Source organism: Haladaptatus sp. HS23 (assembly GCF_056892285.1).
In genome coordinates, this window is record NZ_JBXGLH010000015.1 from 24616 (window position 1) to 43053 (window position 18438).

The window sequence follows — 18438 nt, forward strand, 5'->3', positions numbered from 1 at the left end:
GTCCTACCAGTCCTTTGCGGGAGAGATCTCTTCTGGCTTTTGGGATCAATTTTGACTGTGAGTGTGGAATTGAAACGCCAATGCTCTAAGTCAACTGAAAAGTACCAGAGGCATGGGTTTCAGTGCTGATCAAGTATCGCATCAATTTAATAATTAATTGAAAAGTGGCCAGGCTTTTTAATATAGTACGTCAGAAGGAGTAGTTAATATGCCGTTCCCTGTCATTGTACGGCGGTGGTTCTCTGAAGGTAAAAGCGTCATTCATGAGTGTCGCCACTGTGGAACGACGCTTGAATCTACGGAACATCTATGTCCTCTCTGTGGATCAACTGAGGTAGTGTCATTCGACATTTCTTGATTGTCTCCCCCACCGTGAAAGGCGAGAATTCCCGATCGCCGTTCGGATAGTAGCTCAAAAAGTATTTTACCTGAATTGAGGCGCTAAGGCCCCTTCCTCAACGAACGAGGGACGCGAGTGAGTAGGGAGGGGGATACAGCGCCGCACAGTTCTCAAACACGTTCGACGCTCGGCCCACAGGCCTACGCTCCTATCCGACAGTGGGTGCGTGGTTCTGCCCTGCTGACTCGAAGGTATCTTGTTTTACGTCGGTTAGCATCCAGTACGCCCACAGACGACGTGAATCTACTGTGCGGCGATTCACGCCCGCTATCAACGGCGGGATTCTCTCGCCGAAGAAAGATAGTCCACAATATGGCCGAGATACGCTATTCACCCGGTCACGAACTGGAATATGCAGATATGCTTGCACAAGAAACTCTACTCAGCACCCATTCTGTGGATGAGACTGTCTTGGAAGCACCCAACTCTGTTTGTGACAGCGGTTCATGTTAGTTGATTATTACGAGAGAGAATTCGTTAGCGACTGTTTTCCTAGTAGTGGACGTCCGCTGGGATGATCCAAACCTGCTTGTCGGCATCAAGTACATGCTCAAGATGGTCACGATTGCGAATTGCATCGCCGAATTCGGTGTACAGGTACAGCGATGGGCCACGATACGCGCCCAGATTATAGCAGGCGTGGCGGGCAAGATCTTTGTCGTGCATGAGTTCGTCATCGCTGAACTCCGCGACCGCCATTCTTACGCGTTGGAGATTTCGTTCGAACTCCTGTTTGGTTGCCTCCCAGCCCCGTTCTAAGAGTTCTGTTCCCTCGTTGGAATCGACTGGTGCGGCGACCGGAAGTTCGCCCCACCGAGCCTTCCCTCCGACGGTCGACTTCTCCTCATCGAACGTCACGTAGTAATCAAAAACAGCGGCATTGTCAGGGTCGGCGCCGACAAGCCGATCGAACGCCGCTTTTCCGCATGCAAGTGCGGTGTCTTCAGTCGATGCTTCTACAAGTGCGTAAATTACCTGGTGCATATTGGTCACCTCGCCGACGCATTGGTTCGACACAACTCTATCACACAACACTTCATTTGTGCGCCGGCACCCATCGCCGGCGCCAATAAAATCACTCTGCGAGAAGCGCAGACTCGCACTGGATTCGCGCTATCACCTTGGAAGATTGCGATTGCCTACTGTTGCTCCCATCCTGGTCTTGGTACCCCCGGAAGTTCGTCTGTCGCGTCGAGTAACTTATCCTCGGTTGTCCAGGGGTAACAGCGGCTGTGTAGTTCGAAGAGACGGAAATCATTCAGATGCACCCAGCTGTACGAAGGAACCTCGATCTCTTGCTCTTCGAGTTTATTAACAAGAGCATCAACAGTGGTGTCGACATCAGCTTGTTTGGCGCGTTCGACGAGCGCCTCGAGTTCTGCAGTTTTCGCCTCCTCGTTGATGTCCGTGGCAGCCATGAGTTGTGCAGCCGCAGCGAGTACAGCGCGTTCATCCATGAGATGCGCTTTAGTTTCCCAGTGGTAGGCCCGAGGGAACGCGTACGCTTTCTCAAAGTACTCGGTTTCACTGACTTTACCGAGCTCGTTGACTTCGCCGCCCGCGTCCTGTTCGAACACGGCTGCAACGTAGTCACTAAGCGTTGCCGTGATATGGAATTTCACGCGAAATTCGGGGAGTCGTGGAATGTCGATGTCCGTGAGATCGCCAATGAGAAATGCATAGGTTCCATATCGGCGGTTCAATCGGTCACTGACCGCCCGTACTCGTCGGAGGTACGGGTCACGATAACTTCCGAGTACGAGATATGCGGTCTGATCCCGATCGTAGATCGCGGGTGTCTCATTATTTGCCCATGAGAGGATTTGGACCGCTTCCGTAGATCTAACATCCAATCCTCGTAACGCTCGCTGCACAGCTGCCATAATCTTCCCAGCATTCGGCGGAACGGATGGAGCGCTCATACATCTACATGCGATTAACTGAGTAAAAGACGTTTCTAATTGAGTCAATTGTATCGCGATTCTAGTGACTTATTTGACCCAAACCATTAAGCGCCCGAGAACACTACTGTGAAGTATGAGCGATACGGCCCCCGAAGGATTCGAGGATCCTTTTGCAGAGCAACGAAGAGTGCGTGAGTTGCTCTCACAGGAGACTCGTCACCTCATCATTCAACTGATCCTTGGCCATCCAGCTCACCTCATGTCACTGGCTGAGCTCGACTATATGATTCCAAAGAACGAGGCTGCAATCCTCGACCAACTCGAGACGTTACGAGAAGCAGGCATCCTTGACGTTTACGTTCACGAACCGAATGTGCCGACGCGGAATCTTCCCTCGAAGTTCTGGGGGCCGACTGAACGTGGCGTTGAGATCCTCTATGAACACAATTTCCTTCGGGGTGTTCCGGTTGCACGTGCTGTGTACGAGGAGACGCAAAAATCAGAGCGGGTAACGCGTCATGAGAGCGCACCGCGACCAGCCCTTCCGGAGACCGTCACGGAAGCCCTCGAATTTGACGAACCTAAGGTATCTGACGCACTCTGATTCCATCGTTAGGGTCTGAATCTAGCCTTCGATAGCGTTCCAGAACCTGTACTGAAAATTGGTTCAGCACACGTGAACTACCCCGCCCTACGCGCTTCGCGCGTTGAGGACGGGGCTTCCTGCTTCCACGACGCGCTTTGCAGACACAACCGTGTCCGTAGGGAGCGCAGTCTCCACAGGCGTTCCTTCGGAGCATCCCACTCCTACTGTGGTGATACCGCGAGCAAGGATATTCCACGCCGCATTCGCGTCCCTGTCCGCCTCGAACCCACAGGCGGGACAGGAGTGTTCACGGACCCACAACGGTTTGTCCGTCGAAACGCCACAGGATGCACACTCTTTGGTCGTCCCTCGTGGGTTCACTGGAACGTAGTGCGTGCCTTCGTGTTCGCACTTGTATTCAAGCAACGAGAGGAACGTCCGCCATGCCGATGACGCCGTGTTTCGACTGTTTGACGGTGATTCGAGCATGCCCTTGACGTTCAGGTCTTCGACTGCTACAAGGTCGTACTCTTTCGCGTAGTAGTTCGAGAGCTTGTGTAAGAAGTCACGACGCTTCTGTTTCAGGTCGGCGTGACACTCCGCGACTCTCCGTCGTTGCTTCTCGTAGTTGTTCGAGCCGTGTTGCTTCCGCGAGAGCTTTCGTTGCTCGCGTTCCAACCTGCTACGTTCCTCGGAAAGGTCAAGTGATTCGACCGCCGTCCCATCGGTGTCGTGAGCGTACGTGAGAATCCCTACGTCGATACCCACCACGTCGGTGAGTTCATCGGATTTCTCGGGAGGTTTGCGGTCTACTTCGATACCGAAGGTGGCGAACCACTCGCCTGTCGGTACCTTCTTGAGCGTAACCTGCTTGATTTGGGCGTCGTCAGGAATAGCGCGGTGGAGTCGTATCGGGATCTCTGCGAGTTTCGAAAGTGACAGTACTGTCTGACCGCCCTTGTTGTCGAGCTTGAAGCCAGATTGACTGTACGTGAAACTGCGGAACTCTCGTGGCGGCTTCCACTTGAGCTGACCGACGTCGTATCCGTTCTCCTTGAGTGCCTCGAGCGACTTGATGTTGTCCTCAATCCGCATAACAGCAGTTTGCAGAACTGTCGAGTACACGTCCGAGAGTCCATTCCACCAGTCTTTGAGGGTGGGGATTTCATCACGGATGGACCGAACGCGCTGGTTGAGAGTACCTACGTCCTCGGGGATTTGGTTGAAGCGGTAACGCGCGTGGTTGTAGACTTGCCTACAGATATCTCGGTGTCGGTCCAACTCCTCTCGGTGGGCGCCGGACGGTTTGAGACGATATTTGTAGGCGTAGTACATCCGCTACTTGTTCTCCTCGATATGCTCATCCAATTTCTCGCGGATGAACGACGAGAGGTTAAGATGGTGCTCTTGCACCCATTCGAGTTGGTCCTCTCGAATCGTGATTGTGGTACGCTTCACCGTATATACGATATGCATTTGTCCTAGCTTAAACATACCGGCTGCGTGGGCCTGTGGGCCTGCAATAGAACAGTGTACGAACAGATGATGACGGCGTTGACGAGACGCGAAGGGTCTCGTTCGCACACAAGAGCTTTGCTCTTGTGAACGCTGTATCCCCTCCCTACTCGCGCCATTCGGCGCTCCCTGAGGAAAGGCGCTTAGCGCCTGCAATCAGCTAATCGAGCAAAATGTCTAGTCGGATATAAGACGATGAGGAAATGGAACTGACTTGATGTCTGTTTGAGTGATAATACATACCAGTCGCACTATAACGCGATTTCTGGTTGTAAGTACCACCTCAAAGATGTGTGCTGTAACTGGGCACCGTAAAGACGTTTACAGATACCCAAGTTCTTGGAGTCGTCGTTCGCTCGCGGGGTCTAGCACTATCTCCTCGCTCTCATCGTGTTTCGCCATCGCTTTTGCCTCCTCGATCGGAATCTCGAAGAATTCGGCTTCGATATCAGGTGTCCTCTCTCCTGACTCACCCTTCGATTGCCACGATGGGCGATTGGGCTGGACTTCGTATTCCGACCAGTTACCGAGCGAATCCCACACCGTTTTCGTCGTTCCATCATACACACAGCGAATCATGCGATCCCAGTACTCGTAATCGGATGACGGCTCAGGCCCCGCGCTCATGCCCACTAATTCTGCTGGTAATCGGTCTCGAAACACGTCGGGAGTTTCCCCGCAAGCCAATCCAACGATGAGATCCCCGAGGTCGAGGTGGGACACATACTCATTTTCTTCTGTGTCGTAGCCCGCCGGTGGGTTGATGAGCAATAGTGGAACGTGAATCAAGCTCTCCGAAAGGCTACTTTTGTGATTCGAGAGATATTCGTCGGCTTCACTTCCGTGGTTTTCACCGTGGTCTGCGGTGACGATGATGGTTGTTTCCCGGTCTGTCGAATCGAGAACGTCGTGAACGAACTTCGCGAGAATGCGATCGAGGTAGTCGATGCTCGCAGCATACACCCTCTCTCGGTTGTGCCAGTACTCGGTATGTTCGTCGGTCTCGTCAATCAAATCCCAGAAGTCGAACTGCTTCGACGTCCACGAGGAAGGAACGTTTGCGAGATCGGCATCGTACTGCACGCACCGCTGAAGCGGGGTGTGTGCCTCCATCAGATTGCAGAAGCCAAAGTAGGGCGAGTCAACTTCGTTTATGTGTTGTTGCACGGTACGGAGTACTCCTGCCGAACCGTCATCGACCAGCTTCGGTAGTGGACCGTCCTGCATGAGATCGTTGAGATATCCATACGTGGTATTCTTGAAGCTCAAAAACGGATAGTCGTCTTCTAACGCTGCTCGCAGGTATCCGAAATACTTGTCTGGCCCTTCTTTCCCTCGACCGACCTCCGTTAGACTCGTCGCTTCCGGATATCGGTGTCGCGGACTGATGACGTCAAATGAATCGAACCAGGTATCGAAGCCGTACGCAGGGGCCGCCCACGTGTTTGAACTCACTCCAAACGTGGTATAACCATCGAGATCAGCGAGAAACGTGTCCGCTCGCTCGATGGTGTCGAACCGTCTGTTATGAGTGTGAACGCCGTGTACTGACGGCAATTCGCCGGTAAACATGCTCGCGTGACTTGGAATTGTCCAGGAACTCACTGCACGGCATTGCGTAAAGGAGACATCAACCATTTGGTGGAGATGATTCGCATGCTCACCAAAGACATCCGCACGTACCGTATCGAGACAAACGAGGAGTACGTTCCGTGGTTTCGGGTCGCTTGGATCCCTTTTCTTGGAGGACATCGGTTCTGTAGATACAAAACTATAGCAAATAATTATTGGCCATTGTTTTAAATCAGTAAATCTGAACGAAGACTGTGACCGATACTGTGTTGTGTGACATCCTCTCCGCCGTAAACGGCGGGCTTCCTAGTATTCCAGAGCAAAAACGGCGGGAGTGGGTGCGAAACCGACGACAGCGACCGAATTTCTTTGCAAGGAAACTCTCATTACAAACGATAGGACAGTGTCACTGAGAACGATCACTGGTGAACACGGATTCTAGCTCGGATGGATCATCAACCACACTAAGCGCTAGCAAGAGCTTGATCCGCGCTTTGTGAGCAGGAAGATCGTCACCAAGTAGTGCACCGTGATCAACCAGGGTTTGACCACCGCCTCCGGTTCCATACACCGGAGCTGTCGCCCCGGCATAACACCGAGAGGTTACAACGACGGGAATATCAGCAGAGAGGGCTTGCTTTACCGCGTTACCAAGTGCTTTAGTCGTATTCCCTAATCCAGTGCCTTCGAGCACCAACCCATCTACACCTTTGTCGAGTGCTTTATCGATCTGACTGGCATCGATTCCAACACCAGATTTGATCATTCGAACGTCAGTGTTCGAAGGGTCGCCGTCGAGATCAACCGAGTAGCTCCTGGGCTCTCGATAAATTCGAACCTCGTCACGAGTGATCACTGCAATTGGTCCTTTTCCAGGGGATTTGAAGGTGTTTAGCTTGCGTGTATGTCGCGAGCCGCGTGCAATTCCTCGTCAAACACGATATAGACGCCGTTCGACTTTCGAATCTGATTTTCGCTCAGTACTCTGACTGCCGTCAGCAAGTTTGCCGGGCCGTCCGAACTTACTTCATCAGGGCGTCGTTGTGCGCCAGTGAAGATAACCGGTACATCGATGCCAAGGGTGAGATCAAGATAATATGCCGATTCTTCCATTGTGTCGGTTCCATGTGTAACGACGATCCCATCTGCGCCATTGGCAACGACGTGCTCTACCGTTTGTCGAAGCGTCTCGAGTGTGGAGAAATCCATGTCAAAACTCGGTCGTTGGGAAACTTCGCGGACGTCGAGATCAGCATAGTCGTCGAGTTGTGGGACAGCCTCGACGAGCTCTTCACTCCGCTTACTGGGTCCAGCTCCGGTCGCACTGTCTGTACTGGCGATAGTACCACCAGTTCCGAGTATCGTAATATGAGGTCGTATACTTTGTTTGTCGACTTACTCTTGTAAGAGTCTGTTTTCTACGCGCCGATTATAGCTGTCTCATACACTGTTAAAATTGTATACTAATAGAGTACTATTATACGAGATTATGGGTACAAGCAACACCCACGGTTTGGCATACGTCTAAGCACCTTCGCGTTCTAGTTCGCATTTACAACCATGAGTGATATCGATGTGGCAATTGGCGTTGATGCTGATTGTGTCGCAGGCTGGCTTGGCTCGTATGGTGGCGAGGACTCTCCTGCCGATCTCTCTCGCGGGATCTCGGCAGGCAAAGAGGGCATTCCTCGACTGGTTCAATTATTCGAGGACGAGAATATCGAGACGTCGTGGTATGTCCCTGGACACACGATTGAAACATTCCGTGATGAAGTAGAAGCCATAGCGGCAGGCGGACATGAGATCGGTATTCACGGCTATTCACACGAGAATCCCACCGATCTCGCCCGCGAACAGGAAGATGAGATCATCGAGACCTCCATTGACCTCGTTGAGGACGTAACCGGTGAGGAACCCGTAGGCCACCGTGCTAGCTGGTGGGAATACAGCGAAAATACCCCTGACCTCGTTGAAAAACACGGCTTCCTCTATGATAGCAGTCTCATGGAGACTCAGTTTGAGCCGACATGGATGCGAAAAGGCGATTCCTGGGAGAAGATTCAATACGACCAGGCTCCGGAAACGTGGATGGAACCCTATCAGTACGGCGATGAGACGGATGTCGTTGAAATCCCAATCAGCTGGTATCGGGACGATATCCCACCAATGTTGTTCGTTAAACAGCCACTCTACCATGCGGGATATAAGAACCCCGCGATGATGTATGAACAATATTACAAACAGCAGTTTGACTTCCTATATAACCGACGTGGTGCTGGCGTTTACACATTGACAATCCATCCTGACCTTCATGGGCTTCCGCACATGATCTCCCATCTCGAAGAGTTCATCCAGTACATCAAAGGCCACGAAAAGGCTGAATTCAAGACCCTTGAGGAGATTGCACGGAAGTTCAAGAATGATCCATCTGTGTATGAGAGTCGGGGAGACTACGTCTAGACTGCAACCTCGTCAATTCATATTCGACCGCGGTTACTATCGTTGCTGTACGAGCTCGATTCGTTCGAGTTTTCCCCCGCATTCAGGACAGATAATATGTGATGTCGCCGCAGAGGCTGTTTCACCGCATACTATACACTCATAGAGTGGCTCCTCCGATTTCGGCGAACGGTACCGCTTGATGATCGAGTCGAAGATGGACATTTTCTTTCCCTCGGATTGAGAGTTCGAGGAGCCATCTATAATATTTATTGGCTATGTTAGTCTCTAGCAGAGTAACTCGGCTCTATTCAGTGCAAGATGGACTACTGATGGAAAACTGCTCTCGTCACTCACCAGCATTCATTGCAGGGAGTTTGGTTTTGATATCATCGATCTGCTCATCGATGGTCTCAAGGAACGATGTCGTCTCATCAGTCGTGATTGCCCCCTGTTGTGTAGGGTCGATCAGATTCGCCTCTTCGAGTAATCGAAGCGAATAGCGTATTTCATGATGGGCATACCCAAATTCATTTGACAGTTTCACTATCCCAATCGGTTCATTGCTATCAATTATCAGAAGGACATCCAGATGGCGGCCGAGCATATCAACTTCTTCTAGAACCCCATCGGTCAGCATATCTGGGTTCATGTGGCACAGCACAATAATCCTTCTTACCATCTGTGTGTCACTCAGGAACCCCATTATAGCGGTTCAGATCGAGATCTCCACATCCTGGTATCAGACACTGAGTAATTCGTCGACGGCGGCACTGTCTAGATAAGGACGAGCAGGTCGAAGAGCTAGTTGTTCATGCTACTCTCAAACCTGCTCAAAAAGAGTTTAGACACGGCTACGCTTGAATGTTGGGAGCGTGAGCGGACGGCAACGCCCGTCAGGGCGTTCGCCGCCCGTCTCCACGCGACCGGTTGTTCACTCAGGGAAACAAAAGCAATTCTTGCGCTTCTCGGCGTAAAACGGTCGCATCAAGCGATCTTTCAAAGGGTTCATCGGGTATCTGACACCGTGTCCGACCCGCTGTCGGCATCGCCGACGCGGGTCGCAGTGGACGAAACCGCTGTCAAAATCAACGGCGAGTGGTCTTGGGTGTACGCTGCAATAGACACTGAAACAAAACTGCTGCTCGATGTCAAAGTGTTCGATCGGCATGGGACCGATCAAGCGGCTGCGTTTCTCGACCAGTTGACCAAGAAACACGATCTTTCAGACGCGGTGTTTCTCGTTGATGGCTACGGCTATCGGACTGCCATCTTTCGAATCGGATTGAGCGGTCACCTTGACTATACCGAACGAAACCTCATCGAAAAATGGTTTCACACGCTCAAACAGCGCATCGACCGCTTCCATACGTCGTGGGTGGGCAGTCGCCCCAGCGTCCAGCGGTGGCTTGAACAGTTTGTACATTACTATAACCATCAGAGACCCCACTAATCGCTCGACAACCGAACACCTGTCGAAGAGGAGCCAAACTAGACAGTACCTCGGCGGCGATGGTATCGCTAGTACGAACAGTTACGAGAGAGTCCTCGACTGCCGATCAGATTCGATGCTTCCCTTTTTGATGTACTCGCTGCGACGATGATATCTTTAGACTCAGGTGGATCTCATTCGTCTTGTAGCAACGCGTCATCGCCATACGTCTGGCGAAGTGAACGTAAATACTCACGTTGATCCCGCAATCGATCGGTTGGTTCAGCGAACGTATAATCGAACATCTCATCTGGATTGGCATCGTGTCCTTCCACTGGTTCGATCAGATTCGCAAGCGTATCGTCGATTTCAGAATCGATACGGCTGATCTCGTCGTCATCGAGGCGATCTGTGTTGCAGAGGAACGTTTCGAACCGACTCAGTGGATCACGCTGGCGCCAGCGTTCGACGTCTGCTTGGTCACGATACACCGAAGGGTCATCGGCAGTCGTGTGTGCGCCGAATCGGTATTGAACTGCTTCGATCAAAGTCGGCCGTGGGCGACCGTCTGTCGGTTGGGTTGCCTTCTCGCGAGCAGCATCCGTTACGACATACATCGCAAGCGGGTCCATGCCGTCGACCTGTATGCCTTCAAAACCATAGGCATGAGCCTTCTGTGCGAAGGTCGCACTAGCAGTCTGGCGCTCAGTGGGGACTGAGATAGCCCATTGATTATTGTTGCAAATGAATATCGCCGGAACGTCAAACACACCTGCAAAATTGAGCGCCTCGTGGAAATCTCCTTCCGATGTAGCACCGTCGCCAAAGTGAACAACCGTCACGTGGTTATCATTTTGTAATTTTGCCGCCCATGCCATCCCGACTACGTGCGGGAGATGATCGCCGATAGTGATGTTGAGTGGCAGAATGTTCTTCTCTGCGAGTGCTGCGTTCCCGTGTTCATCACCTGCCCAGTACAGTAGATACTCCCATGGGAATCCTCGTGCGACAACAGCGCCGTGTTCACGGTATTGGTAAGAGATGACATCATCGTCGGCCAGTGCATACGTCGAGCCGATTTGTGCACCTTCTTGGCCGGCTAATGATGAGTAGGTTCCAAGACGACCCTGGCGCTGTAAACTGATGATGCGTTCGTCGAACCGACGACAGAACAGCATATCGCGGTACATTGCGACGAATGTCTCATCATCGAGGTCGGGTACGAACTCTGGTGTGACAACGTGGCCGTCAGCGTCCAATACTTGTATCCGATCACTTGGATCGCGTGATAGTAGTTCGGTTGTGAGTCTCATTCACTATCGAATACGTTGCTCGACCGGTCACAAGAAACGTGGGGTCGACACCGACGGAGTTGATCGTGTAGTTCCGAGCACAAACAAAGTAGCCAATATTCGCGCTGTCTTCGGTGAACCGCCTCGGGGTCAAGCCCCGAGGCACTAGCCTTGTTTTCTCTGTAGAAACAGGCAGTGTATCGGCTCGAATATACGGATACAAATGACCCAATCCTACCAAATCGTGTGAGTGTTCACTCGGCGTTAGAATCGGGGCGAGTCGTTCCTTCGTCAGTGATGCCCCATTCGATATTGAAAAGAGGGAGGTGCTGGCGGAGGTCAAGTTCTTCGCTGCCGATAACGGCGAAGCCAGCAAAGACGACGAGAAAGCCAGCGACCGTATAGACAGAGACATGTTCGCCAAGGAGGACGGAACCGCCGACGGTAGCAACGAGGGGGATGACGTAGTAGACGAGGTTGGCGCGGATAGGGCCGGTGTCGTCGAGGAGTGCGAAGTAGGCGATAAAGGCGCCAGCACCAGCGAAAACGCCAACGTAGACGAGAGCGATGTTGCCAGCGAGAGTCCACGTGACGGCGGCGAGGCGTTCGCCCACACCATAGGCGAGACTGTGGCTGAGGAGCGCGCCCAGGGGGAGTGCCCAGGCGGTACGGGCGGTGCTGTCGAGATTGGCGTCGGCGCGCCGGATGAGAACGCTGCCGAGCCCGCAGCTAGCGGCGCCGCCGAGAAGAAGGAGTTTGCCGACGCCACCATGGAGGAGGGTTGCAGGCGTGGGGTGGACGACGAGACCGACACCAAGGAGGCCAAGGGTCATGCCGACAGCAGTACGCCGGGAGAGGCGCTCCTCGTTGAGGAGGAACGCAGCGAAGACCGGCGTGAGGATGGGGTTGAGGCTGAAGATGACGGCGCCGATGGCGCTCGTGGCGTACTGCTGGCCGACAAAGAGGAAGGCGTTCGTGAGTGCGATTGATGACACGCCGGCGGCGAGAATGGCAGCGACGTCACTACGTGTGCGTGGCACAAGGTCGTCGATCGAGCGGGTAGCGAGAACGTACGCAGCGAGCGAGACTGCACCGATGTCGAAGCGAAGAGAGACAAACAGAAGTGGCGGGAAGTACTGGAGACCGTACTTCGCGCTAACGAACGTCCCGCCGAAGAAGAGGCTGGCGGCGAGGAAAGCCACAGCGGTACGTCTCGAGACCACTAGCGAACCACCTTTGAGGCGATCGGGGTAGCGACTTGTCGGCTTGGACCGTCTTCATCCCGTGGCACAGTGTCTGTGTGAGGTGTTGAGTTCATCCTACTCGGTGGTAGATTGCCCACGGGGATAGTTTCTTTTAGAAAATATTTCATGTGGGGGAAATGGTGCGCGGCGGTGGTATCCGGACAGGGGGTGCAATTGTTTCACGGTGGGAAAGCAATTACTGGGAGGGGGCAGACATGAGGACATGGAATCCACGCTGGAGGAAGTCGAGTTCCTCGTACGCTCGCCGAACCGCGTCGACGTCCTTCGTCTCCTCGCCGAAGATCGCCAGACGCGCAACGACCTTGCCGCCGAGACGGACGCATCGCAGGCGACACTCGGCCGCATCCTTACCGACTTCAAAGAGCGGTCGTGGGTACGCCAACTCGGTGCGGAGTACGTCGCAACAGGCACTGGCCACCTCGTTGCGAGCGGCATATCGGACCTCCTCCAGATCATAGAGACGGAACGGGAGCTTCGAGGAATCGTCGAATACTTGCCGACACACGCGATGGACTTCGACCTTCGCCACCTCGCAGACGCAACGATTGTCACGCCGAGTCAGACGCGACCGGATGCACCCGTGAGCCGAGTTGTCGACCTCATCGAGATCGGCTCGGATGTCACCGTCTTCTCGCATGCCTTTAATCACCAGAGCTTAGCGGCCGTCCACGAGCGTGTTACTGCGGGCGAGCAAACCTTCCGCGGTGTCTTCTCCGAGGACGCAGTCGAAGCACTCGCCGACGACGCGACGCTAACTGGCTACCTCGTGGACCTCCTCGACGCAGAGGATGCGGCCCTCCGTGTCCGAACGGAAGACATCCCGATCGCGGTCACCACGGTGGACGATGTCGTCCATGTAATGCTCCGTGATGATAACGGCGTCCTTCAGGCGTCACTCGACACCGACGACGACGCTGTTCGCTCGTGGGCTCGTGACACCTTTGACCACTACTGGCGCACGGCCGACCCATTCAAACACGCTGATCTCGACTAACGATAAGGTCGACCAGTCTATTTCAGTCATCATTTGTGTGCAAGACTATGCCAAGAGAATGCGGCCGAGCGGGAGCGTTCATGTACAAATTGGATTCTATGTGGGGTTTTTTGGCTATTCGAGATGTAGAGGTTCGTTGGTAGTAGAGAGACTACCGTGGGAGAGACTAAGCGACACATATGACACCATCACATAAAAAGCGGTGCGACGGCACGAGTACGCACCACGACACACGACCATACGCGGTGGTGATTGCCACGAAACAGGAGGGGATAGACATCGTTTTGCATGGGGTATCAGCTACTCAAGCAGAGCAAATCGCAGCTCACAAAAATCGTGAGATGGATGGAGAATCCTCTGTCCATGCAGTGTCAGAAAATCAAATGTGGGAGGCCAACAAAAACCTACATCGGATTATCACGTCGTGACGATTCAGGTCTGCTGATTTCTTTTTAAGGTGAGTGAACGACGCCATCCGATCGCGCTCAAGCTAAGCCACTTAGAATGGAGTGAACTGCCGTCGTCTATCCACTGGGATTTCACGTCCACTTCGGTGGGAGTTCAAATTCGAGAGTCAGAGGATCCGACGTCGGAGATAAAACACCACTAGCTTGATACACGCATACAACGAATCTACTTGGCGATGAGCCTCATCACTGCAATTGGGATATTCATCGTGGGATTTCTCTCAGGGACAGTAACGCAATGGTTCGCAGGATTAGCAGCGATTATTGCACTCGTTTTAGTCCTCATTGGCGGTGTCGCACCTGCACCCATTCAATCATTGGTCAATCACGTCATCCACCAGTACTACGTAGGGAATGAGTTGTTATTTCTCTCGGGATTCCTGTTTGGCATCGATGCAAAAAAGACGAAGAACGTCGTTGTCGAACGTGGTGCCTCAGGAAGCTAACCACAGACGTGGTCTTCATTGGTTCCGTTACCGGGAAAATCCACATAGTCGCCACGGGCATTGTTGAAATTTTTCAATATGTGTTGATTTACTATATAACCTTTTTAACCCCTCACAATAAAAGCTCTATTTGGTAGTGGCAGTCTACCACGGTAACAGCTAGCAACACCCGTGACAGCAGTGCACCAGCAACGGTCTACAGAGACGAATACGCACCGAGAGTCAGAACCATATGCAGTGGTGGTGGCCACAAAACAAGAGAATATCGAAGTCGTTCTGCGTGGGTTATCGGCTGACCAAGCGGAACGAATCGCTACTCGAAAAAATCGAGAAATAGGAGGGGAATCTTCGATTCATACGTTACCAGAAAAAGAATTGAGGGGAGCGAAATATAACGATCACCAAACGATCACATCGTTGTAAGTTCGGCATCCGTCAGGTGTTCGACGGGAATGGGATCTACTTTCTCGTAGTACAGAAAGGAACCATAAAATAGAGCATCGCCACGAACGGGGGTGGAATCGAACCACCGGGGCCACGAAGGGGCCGCCACCGACATGGTGTCGATGGTGCTTCTACCAACAAGCAACCCGTTCTCACCTGGAATCTGCTTCGGGAATTGCAAAATGATCGTGCCGGGATCGTGGGCACGACCATGTCGGCGTGAGTAAGACGTGCGACACGGCGTTGGTTATCTGTGCTCAAGCGTGTAGGAGACATGGCGACTCGGAAGGCTTCCTACGACGCTTGCACTCCATTCAATGACCGCGTCTGGTATTGTTATGGGGTGCCTTCTGTTGAATAATCTAATACGAACACACTGAATCCCTCTCTACCTTAGTACGAGATGACGCTAATCGCTACTCAACGTTCCCTGTGGGAGTTAGTAGCTCGGTTGGGTCCGATGGTTCAGTACAAAGAAAAGGCTTACACAAATCTTATTCGCCTATTCAAGAGACAGGAGGAGGTAATGAACCGAAGAGCCTTCGTGAAAACGCTTGGAGCGGCTACAGCTGTGCTCCTCGGAAACTCCACAGCCACTGCGATATCGCCCTCGTCCTCAACAGTCGACGAATGGCCCCGTCCGTGGGGTACAAGCGGACATACGCATGCAACCCAATCAAAGGGGATAGCTACCAGCGAGGTTGACGTTGCTTGGACTTCTGACTATGTGGGGTTTATGGGTAGTACACCCACCGTGAAAGACGGGTTGATTTACACCGGCGTGCGAACTGATGACAGGCGATTGTCGGGTGCCGTTAAGGCATACGATACAGAGACTGGCGACCGAGTATGGACAAAAAACGGCCCGGCGAATAAGACTGATCGACATGGGAATCCTGTAGAGTATGGAAATGTATCCGACGCTCCAGCCGTTGAAAACGGTCTTGTATACTTAATTGCAGGGGATGTAGAAGAGTATACAGGAGACAGTGTCGTTGGAGGGGTATTCGCACTCGATGCGAAAACGGGCAACGAAGCGTGGAGACGCGACGATCTTCGTGCAAGCACCTTCACCGTCGCAGACGATACAGTCTTTATCACTCACAAAGGGTACCTCATCGCACTCGGCGCTTCAGCAGGGGAGACACGATGGAAAACATTGGATAACGTGCATGTCATCGGCGCTGTTGAGGAGACACTCTATACATACACCGTTGAAGGTGGTACTCACGCTCGCGCTGATAAAATCATAGCCTATGATACAGAATATGGGACAATCCAGTGGCAAGCAAGTATCCCAGATGCGATCAGTGGATCACCAAGAGCTGTCGATGAGGAGTTGATCTATGTTGTTGGTCCGAAAGAAAGGGAGGAAGGCGGGCCACCGGAAATCAGCGCGCTCTCAACGACTGACGGATTCGTCCAATGGACAAGAAGGCTGTCCGTCCGAGAAGGGACCGTCGAGGTGAGTTCCCCGGCCGTAGACGACTCACGCCTATACGTATTCACACGCGGGGATGAACACTTCAACTGGTATCGCCACAGAGATGAGACCCTTGACGCTGTCGGAACCGTCTTCGCCCTTGATCGAACCACTGGTGAAGAACAGTGGCGATTCGAAACGCCAGCAGAGTTAGCCGGTGTGCCGGTAGTGGACGCAAACACAGTGTATGCCGCAGCTCGCTATCGAACGTGCCCCGAGTCACCGTCCGAGGATATAAACGGTGGTCTCTACGCACTTGACAAGACAACTGGAGAGGAGCAGTGGAATATCGCACCATCAGGTCTGCTAAGTGTGTATCCTCCCGCAATTGGGGACGGGGCGGTGTATCAAGCCACCGACGACGTTGGCCAGGGCGAAGATGCATATCTTCTGGCGTACACCGGCAGTGAACATCCACCTGACTGTACTCGGAAGTTTGCCGGGAGGGAGAAAACTCGAACCGTTCCGACGCCCGACATGGAAAAGTCAACGACGACTACAGAGCCAGCGACAACTTCGACTCGCACGGAACGAGAGGCGACGAAAACAACTACTACCGAGACTTCTACATCGACGCAGATAACGACCACTACGCAATCGACAACCGAGCTATCACCGACCAAATCCGCAACTACAGCGGGAACCCCACCGAATAGAAGCACTGCCACATCAGAAACAACGGTTGATGATGGCCAACCGGGGTTCGGCATTAGGACTGCACTCGTAGGATTCGTGGGAACAGGGTTGTATTTACTGCGTAACCGAATAGATTGTGAACAATAGCTCATTAAACGTCGCTGTCCAAGTTTGTATCAGAGTCCATTAAACAAGTGGAGATTCGGCTCGAACACGAAGCCCACTACCATTGGATTGCGTTCTCCGTTGTCGATTATTCAGGAAATCTCTTCGATCAACCGAATCCATTTTCGAATTTTATCTGTCCTTCGAATCCTCGAGTGAGGAAATTGGAATACCGGCTGGTTGGACAGCCAGTGGTTCACTTGTTCGACCGTCGTGAGGGTCGGTTCGCCCCACGAGAACAGGTTGGTGACATCTTCCCCACCCCAAAGGGCGAGGATTCCACGAAGCGTACTATCCAACTTCAGGGAATCTTCGGGTTTCAGCGCAAGGAGGATATCAATCCCGGCTTTCCCTCAGCTCAGACCTGCCCAATGGCGAAGTTCGATGCGTTCCAGCAGCTGGCGAGCTGTCGCGAGGGCAGTGAGCCCTGGATGATCGGTGTCGAGGTCAGCATAGACATACGCTGTAAACAGTTCTTCATTCGATCTATTTCGCTGACGCAAATACGATTGCTGATCGTATGTCAACTCATCGAGTTGCTGCTGAATCGACGTTAATCGATCATTGCACTCGTCAAACGCAAATTTTCCTCGTTCGATTGCAGCGAGCTCATCACCAACGTCAACAAGCGAACTGTGGAGTTCTTCGAGTTGCTGACCTTCTGCTGTCATCAGCGAGTATGATTGCTGGCGAATGTCGATAGCTTCCTCAGCGGCACTCTTGATTCGATTCCACAATGGTTGTGACCACGTTGCTGACCCACCTGCTAAGCCTGTTGCCACCTCGGGTCCGAATTCATTTTTGATGCTCTCCAGGGCGGTTTTCTCTCCGTATTCGTCTTCCCAGTGATCAACTGAAAGGACGGTTTCACAGTAGGCTTCCTGAACCGCATTCGGGAACGTGTGTGTGGTGCGCGATCGCGATGTGACTGGTCCATGCAATGAACCGCCATCTGCTCGATAGGGATGAGGTGGGATTTCGTCAAGTCGGTCGAGAAAGTCCTCGAAGGCGTCGCTTTCAGCTTGGATCTGGACTTCTTCCTTGCTGGTGAGTTGCTCTGCGCGTGGCAGTGATGTGTGGTCGATTAACGGTTTTCTATCCTGTTCCATTGTTACTTATTAGCACGATGGTGAGGGGGGTACTATACTTTATTGGCCATAACCAAACAACGAATTGAAGGGTACAAACAGCTTGCACCATCACTCACGTCATATCGAGGGGCGAATCAATTAGCTCTGGTTAAACCGATTCCCCGCCCTCTTCGTCATCCGGTACGGTCCTCAGCACGCGGTAGGGTGGAGTCTCCTTCCTCAACGAACGGAGTGAGTAGGGAGGTGAGGAAACCCGTTCGAGAAGGCTTATTACCGCCGAACTCGTACAATAATCCACTACTGCCGT

The 18438-nt window shown here is 52.7% G+C and carries 17 protein-coding genes; 6 read left to right on the plus strand and 11 right to left on the minus strand.

The genetic code is table 11. From position 1 onward, the window contains the following. Positions 1–892 precede the first annotated feature (892 nt). Positions 893–1384: a DUF7995 family protein gene (locus tag AC1XDK_RS25890; RefSeq protein WP_483352907.1), complete on the minus strand. Its 492-nt coding sequence runs from the start codon at positions 1382–1384 to the stop codon at positions 893–895. 155 nt (positions 1385–1539) lie between these two features. Continuing rightward, positions 1540–2322 (minus strand): DUF8170 family protein, encoded by a 783-nt coding sequence (locus tag AC1XDK_RS25895; RefSeq protein WP_483352908.1) that lies wholly within the window; start codon positions 2320–2322, stop codon positions 1540–1542. Between the two features lie 115 nt (positions 2323–2437). Between AC1XDK_RS25895 and AC1XDK_RS25900 the strand changes: the two genes are divergently transcribed. Continuing rightward, a complete protein-coding gene (locus tag AC1XDK_RS25900) occupies positions 2438–2908 on the plus strand; it encodes an ArsR family transcriptional regulator (RefSeq protein ID WP_483352909.1) in 471 nt (156 codons plus the stop codon). 87 nt (positions 2909–2995) lie between these two features. Here the strand turns inward: AC1XDK_RS25900 and AC1XDK_RS25905 are convergent, their stop codons facing one another. From AC1XDK_RS25905 to AC1XDK_RS25920, 4 genes are all read right to left on the minus strand, one after another. Further along, a complete protein-coding gene (locus tag AC1XDK_RS25905) occupies positions 2996–4225 on the minus strand; it encodes an RNA-guided endonuclease InsQ/TnpB family protein (protein ID WP_483352910.1) in 1230 nt (409 codons plus the stop codon). A 501-nt stretch (positions 4226–4726) separates the two neighbouring features. After that, positions 4727–6157, minus strand: coding sequence for a sulfatase-like hydrolase/transferase (locus AC1XDK_RS25910; RefSeq protein ID WP_483352911.1), 1431 nt, complete (start codon positions 6155–6157; stop codon positions 4727–4729). 226 nt (positions 6158–6383) lie between these two features. After that, on the minus strand, positions 6384–6833 hold the full coding sequence (locus AC1XDK_RS25915) for a hypothetical protein (RefSeq protein ID WP_483352912.1): 450 nt from the start codon (positions 6831–6833) through the stop codon (positions 6384–6386). A 35-nt stretch (positions 6834–6868) separates the two neighbouring features. Beyond that, positions 6869–7357, minus strand: coding sequence for an asparaginase (locus tag AC1XDK_RS25920; RefSeq protein ID WP_483352950.1), 489 nt, complete (start codon positions 7355–7357; stop codon positions 6869–6871). A 180-nt stretch (positions 7358–7537) separates the two neighbouring features. Between AC1XDK_RS25920 and AC1XDK_RS25925 the strand changes: the two genes are divergently transcribed. Next, the gene (locus tag AC1XDK_RS25925) at positions 7538–8437 is read left to right on the plus strand and encodes a polysaccharide deacetylase family protein (RefSeq protein ID WP_483352913.1); all 900 of its coding nucleotides are present in this window, start codon (positions 7538–7540) and stop codon (positions 8435–8437) included. 36 nt (positions 8438–8473) lie between these two features. Here AC1XDK_RS25925 and AC1XDK_RS25930 read toward each other — a convergent pair whose 3' ends face one another. Both AC1XDK_RS25930 and AC1XDK_RS25935 read right to left on the minus strand, forming a co-directional pair. Continuing rightward, on the minus strand, positions 8474–8641 hold the full coding sequence (locus AC1XDK_RS25930) for a rubrerythrin-like domain-containing protein (RefSeq protein ID WP_483352914.1): 168 nt from the start codon (positions 8639–8641) through the stop codon (positions 8474–8476). A gap of 124 nt (positions 8642–8765) precedes the next feature. Continuing rightward, complete coding sequence (locus AC1XDK_RS25935) at positions 8766–9053, minus strand: hypothetical protein (protein ID WP_483352951.1); 288 nt, start codon at positions 9051–9053, stop codon at positions 8766–8768. Between the two features lie 177 nt (positions 9054–9230). On the opposite strand from AC1XDK_RS25935, the gene AC1XDK_RS25940 reads away from it, so the two are divergent. After that, positions 9231–9869 carry an IS6 family transposase gene (locus tag AC1XDK_RS25940; protein WP_483352915.1) on the plus strand — a complete coding sequence of 213 codons (639 nt, stop codon included), beginning with the start codon at positions 9231–9233 and terminating at the stop codon, positions 9867–9869. Between the two features lie 173 nt (positions 9870–10042). On the opposite strand, the gene pdhA is transcribed toward AC1XDK_RS25940, so the two are convergent. Together pdhA and AC1XDK_RS25950 are read right to left on the minus strand one after the other, a co-directional pair. Next, complete coding sequence (gene pdhA, locus AC1XDK_RS25945; RefSeq protein WP_483352916.1) at positions 10043–11161, minus strand: pyruvate dehydrogenase (acetyl-transferring) E1 component subunit alpha; 1119 nt, start codon at positions 11159–11161, stop codon at positions 10043–10045. Between the two features lie 233 nt (positions 11162–11394). Further along, positions 11395–12363, minus strand: a complete 969-nt coding sequence (locus AC1XDK_RS25950; RefSeq protein WP_483352917.1) for a DMT family transporter — start codon at positions 12361–12363, stop codon at positions 11395–11397. A 244-nt stretch (positions 12364–12607) separates the two neighbouring features. Here AC1XDK_RS25950 and AC1XDK_RS25955 point away from each other — a divergent pair, with 244 nt between their 5' ends. The 3 genes from AC1XDK_RS25955 (at position 12608) to AC1XDK_RS25965 (ending at position 17022) form a co-directional block, all read left to right on the plus strand. Beyond that, positions 12608–13399, plus strand: a complete 792-nt coding sequence (locus AC1XDK_RS25955; protein WP_483352918.1) for a helix-turn-helix transcriptional regulator — start codon at positions 12608–12610, stop codon at positions 13397–13399. A gap of 643 nt (positions 13400–14042) precedes the next feature. After that, a complete protein-coding gene (locus AC1XDK_RS25960; RefSeq protein WP_483352919.1) occupies positions 14043–14312 on the plus strand; it encodes a hypothetical protein in 270 nt (89 codons plus the stop codon). Between the two features lie 904 nt (positions 14313–15216). Then, entirely contained in the window at positions 15217–17022 is a 1806-nt protein-coding gene (locus tag AC1XDK_RS25965; protein WP_483352920.1) for an outer membrane protein assembly factor BamB family protein, read from the plus strand. A 371-nt stretch (positions 17023–17393) separates the two neighbouring features. On the opposite strand, the gene AC1XDK_RS25970 is transcribed toward AC1XDK_RS25965, so the two are convergent. Further along, the gene (locus AC1XDK_RS25970; RefSeq protein WP_483352921.1) at positions 17394–18149 is read right to left on the minus strand and encodes a DUF7260 family protein; all 756 of its coding nucleotides are present in this window, start codon (positions 18147–18149) and stop codon (positions 17394–17396) included. Positions 18150–18438 lie beyond the last annotated feature (289 nt).

Excerpts from the sequence above, each read along its gene's own strand:
- AC1XDK_RS25890 (WP_483352907.1), bottom strand. The coding sequence starts at position 1,384 with ATGCACCAGGTAATTTACGCACTTGTAGAAGCATCGACTGAAGACACC.
- AC1XDK_RS25895 (WP_483352908.1), bottom strand. The coding sequence starts at position 2,322 with ATGAGCGCTCCATCCGTTCCGCCGAATGCTGGGAAGATTATGGCAGCT.
- AC1XDK_RS25900 (WP_483352909.1), top strand. The coding sequence starts at position 2,438 with ATGAGCGATACGGCCCCCGAAGGATTCGAGGATCCTTTTGCAGAGCAA.
- AC1XDK_RS25905 (WP_483352910.1), bottom strand. The coding sequence starts at position 4,225 with ATGTACTACGCCTACAAATATCGTCTCAAACCGTCCGGCGCCCACCGA.
- AC1XDK_RS25910 (WP_483352911.1), bottom strand. The coding sequence starts at position 6,157 with ATGTCCTCCAAGAAAAGGGATCCAAGCGACCCGAAACCACGGAACGTA.
- AC1XDK_RS25925 (WP_483352913.1), top strand. The coding sequence starts at position 7,538 with ATGAGTGATATCGATGTGGCAATTGGCGTTGATGCTGATTGTGTCGCA.
- AC1XDK_RS25930 (WP_483352914.1), bottom strand. The coding sequence starts at position 8,641 with ATGTCCATCTTCGACTCGATCATCAAGCGGTACCGTTCGCCGAAATCG.
- AC1XDK_RS25940 (WP_483352915.1), top strand. The coding sequence starts at position 9,231 with ATGCTACTCTCAAACCTGCTCAAAAAGAGTTTAGACACGGCTACGCTT.
- pdhA (WP_483352916.1), bottom strand. The coding sequence starts at position 11,161 with ATGAGACTCACAACCGAACTACTATCACGCGATCCAAGTGATCGGATA.
- AC1XDK_RS25955 (WP_483352918.1), top strand. The coding sequence starts at position 12,608 with ATGGAATCCACGCTGGAGGAAGTCGAGTTCCTCGTACGCTCGCCGAAC.
- AC1XDK_RS25960 (WP_483352919.1), top strand. The coding sequence starts at position 14,043 with ATGAGCCTCATCACTGCAATTGGGATATTCATCGTGGGATTTCTCTCA.
- AC1XDK_RS25965 (WP_483352920.1), top strand. The coding sequence starts at position 15,217 with ATGGTTCAGTACAAAGAAAAGGCTTACACAAATCTTATTCGCCTATTC.
- AC1XDK_RS25970 (WP_483352921.1), bottom strand. The coding sequence starts at position 18,149 with ATGGAACAGGATAGAAAACCGTTAATCGACCACACATCACTGCCACGC.